Genomic DNA, 2,738 nt, shown 5'->3' with positions numbered 1-2,738 from the left:
GGCCTGCCTGTCCCTGGACGCCTTCGCCCGCGCCCATCCGCTGCGCCAGTCCGGGGCGCCGGCGTCGCACTGAATCGGCTACGCCACCCCCAGCAGCGGATAGCGGCCGGTGATGCGGAACGGCGCCTGGCGGTCCGCCTGCTCGAACACCGCGATCGCGTCGATCACCAGCGGATCGCGGCAGACCGGGGCGGTGCGCTCCGCCAGCATGGTGCGGACCCGTTCATGCTCCGCGGCGTCGGTCAGCCGCGCGGTCAGGGTCATGTGGAAGCGGAACTCCTCGAACACATAGGGATAGCCCCAGCGTTCGAGGTGGCGGTCCTGCGGCGGCGTCAGCGGCGACCGGCGCCGGCGTTCCAGCTCGGCGGCCGAGAGCGGCGCGCGGAAGCGGTCGAAGGCCTCGACGCAGGCATCGGCCAGGGCATGCACCGCCGGCGCCGCGGCCGAGGGCACCAGCGCCAGGAAGCCGCCGATCGAGGCCAGCGCCAGCGCCGGGCCGATGGCCGGTGCCCGGCCCGCGGCGAAGGACGCCGCCGCGTCGTGCAGCGCTGCACCGGAGACGCCGTCCACGAGTGGGAACGGCGCCTTCAGCGTGGCGTGGAAGCCGTAGTGCCGGGCGTCCTCGGTGATCGCCCGCAGCCGGTCCGGATCGATGCCGTCGAGCCGCGGCTGCGGCCGGGCCCCGCCGGTCTCCGCATCGCGGCCGAGTAGCCCGGCCCCCAGCTCCGCCAGGGGGGATGCGGGCGGCGGTGCGAAGTAGATCGCGTAGCGTGCAGTCATGGCTCAGGCGACCCGCTTGCCGGCACGCCACACGCTGCGGATATGCGGCACGCCATCGACCAGCCGGAAGCGCACCAGATCGGCGCGCAGCCCCGGCGCGATCGCGCCGCGGTCGGCCAGCCCCACCGCCTTGGCCGGGTTGGCGCTGACCAGCGCCACCGCCTGCGGCAGGCCAAGCCCGACCGGCGCCTCGGCCAGCATGCAGACGGCATGCAGCATGCTGATCGGCACATAATCGGAGGCGAGGATGTCGAGCAGCCCGGCCGCGGCCAGGTCGGCGGCACCGACATTGCCGCTGTGCGACCCGCCGCGCACCACGTTCGGCGCGCCCATCAGGATCGACAGGCCATGCCGGCGTGCCGCCTCGGCCGCGACCGTCGTGGTCGGGAATTCGGAGATGGCGACGCCGAGCGCCACCGCCTCCTCGACATGGGCCGGCGTCTCGTCGTCATGGCTGGCCAGCGACAGGCCGCGGCGGGCGGCGATGTCGGCGATGGCATGGCGGTGCCGGTCGGCATGGATCTCCTGCGCCGCCTGGCGTTCCTGCATCAGCACATCCAGCTCCGCGTCATTGTAGCGGTGCCGGTTGGCCTGGCGCCATTTCTCGACCTGGACGTACTGCCGCTGCCCCGGCGTGTGGTCCATGATCGACAGCAGCCGAACCGCCGGGTCCTCGACCAGCACCGAGAGGTAGTCGAGCACGTGGGGGTCGGCGACCTCGCAGCGCAGATGCAGGAAGTGCTCGGACCGCAGCATGTCCTGGCGCCGCGCCGCCTCCAGCCCGTCGACCATCGGCCGCAGCAGCTTGCCGCGCGGCACGCCCTTGCTCTCGCCCATCAGCGACAGGCTGTCGAACACGGTGGTGATGCCGGCGGTGGCGACCTGGGCATCATGCGCCAGCGCCGCCGAGACGTTGTTCCACATCACCCCCGGCCGCGGCGCCACATGCCGCTCCAGATGGTCGGTGTGCAGGTCGATCAGCCCGGGGATCAGGTAGTCCCCGTCCAGATCCTCGCCGGTTTGGGACGGGCCCTCGTCGATCGCGGCGATGCGGTCGCCGGCGACGCGCAGCGTGCCGGGAACAATGGCCTCGGGGGTGACGATCCGGGCGTTCGAGAAGATCAGATCCGTGGTCATGCGGCCGCCTTGTAGAGCGTGACATCGAAAATCCGGGTCGCCACCCGGTCGCGCACCGCCGTGTCGTGGAAGATCCCGACGATGGCGGCGCCGCGGGCCTTGGCTTCCTCGATCAGATCGATGACCACGCGCCGGTTCTCGGCGTCGAGCGAGGCCGTCGGCTCGTCGAGCAGCAGGATGGGATACTCCATCGCGAAGCCATGCGCGAGATTGACCCGCTGCTGTTCGCCGCCGGAGAAGGTGGCGGGCGGTAGGGCCCACAGGTTTTCCGGCAGGTTGAGCCGGGCCAGCAGGGTGCGGGCGCGCCGGTCGGCCTCGCCCTCCTCCACCCCGGAGGCCAGCATGGGTTCCTTGACGATCTCAACCGTCGGCACCCGCGGGATCACCCGCAGGAACTGGCTGACATAGCCGAGCGTGTGGCGCCGAATCTCCAGGATCTTGCGCGGCGTGGCGGTGGTGATGTCGACCGGCTGGCCGTCATGCCGGATGCGGATGGTGCCGGCCGAGGCCAGGTAGTTGCCGGTCAGGCTGCGCATGAAGGTGCTCTTGCCCGCGCCGGACGGACCGCCGAGCACGACGCATTCGCCGGCGCTGACGGTGAAGTCGACGCCGTCGAACACCTGCAACTTTACCCCACCCTGGTTATGCAGAACGAAGGTCTTGGACAGGCCGGAGACCTCGATCATCGGAGTCGTGTGCGGCATGGTCAGACCTGCAGGACGGAGGAGACGAGGAGCTGGGTGTAGGGGTGCTGCGGGTCGTCCAGCACCTGGTCGGTCAGCCCGGTCTCGACCACCCGCCCGTGCCGCATCACCATCAGC

Annotated in this window: 4 protein-coding genes; all 4 read right to left on the bottom strand. The window is 71.3% G+C overall.

Annotated elements, in window-relative coordinates:
- Positions 1-78: 78 nt before the first annotated feature.
- From AC3XYG_RS10275 to AC3XYG_RS10260, 4 genes are read right to left on the bottom strand one after another with little or no spacing between them, the layout of a single operon-like run.
- On the bottom strand, positions 79-780 hold the full coding sequence (locus tag AC3XYG_RS10275; RefSeq protein WP_489139730.1) for a DUF1045 domain-containing protein: 702 nt from the start codon (positions 778-780) through the stop codon (positions 79-81).
- Positions 781-783: 3 nt separating this feature from the next.
- The gene (locus AC3XYG_RS10270) at positions 784-1,917 is read right to left on the bottom strand and encodes an alpha-D-ribose 1-methylphosphonate 5-triphosphate diphosphatase (RefSeq protein WP_489139729.1); all 1,134 of its coding nucleotides are present in this window, start codon (positions 1,915-1,917) and stop codon (positions 784-786) included.
- Positions 1,914-2,621 (bottom strand): phosphonate C-P lyase system protein PhnL, encoded by a 708-nt coding sequence (gene phnL / locus AC3XYG_RS10265; protein ID WP_489139728.1) that lies wholly within the window; start codon positions 2,619-2,621, stop codon positions 1,914-1,916. Before phnL ends, AC3XYG_RS10270 begins: the two co-directional genes overlap by 4 nt.
- 2 nt (positions 2,622-2,623) lie before the next feature.
- Positions 2,624-2,728, bottom strand: a complete 105-nt coding sequence (locus tag AC3XYG_RS10260; protein ID WP_489139731.1) for an ABC transporter ATP-binding protein — start codon at positions 2,726-2,728, stop codon at positions 2,624-2,626.
- Positions 2,729-2,738: the final 10 nt, after the last annotated feature.

Source organism: Inquilinus sp. (assembly GCF_057815775.1).
The sequence above is the reverse complement of the archived record's forward strand: the minus strand, read 5'-3'. Positions and strand labels throughout refer to the sequence as shown.

Bases quoted from the DNA above. Each gene is read 5' to 3' on its own strand.
- AC3XYG_RS10275 (WP_489139730.1), bottom strand. From the start codon at position 780: ATGACTGCACGCTACGCGATCTACTTCGCACCGCCGCCCGCATCCCCC.
- phnL (WP_489139728.1), bottom strand. From the start codon at position 2,621: ATGCCGCACACGACTCCGATGATCGAGGTCTCCGGCCTGTCCAAGACC.
- AC3XYG_RS10270 (WP_489139729.1), bottom strand. From the start codon at position 1,917: ATGACCACGGATCTGATCTTCTCGAACGCCCGGATCGTCACCCCCGAG.
- AC3XYG_RS10260 (WP_489139731.1), bottom strand. From the start codon at position 2,728: ATGCGGCACGGGCGGGTGGTCGAGACCGGGCTGACCGACCAGGTGCTG.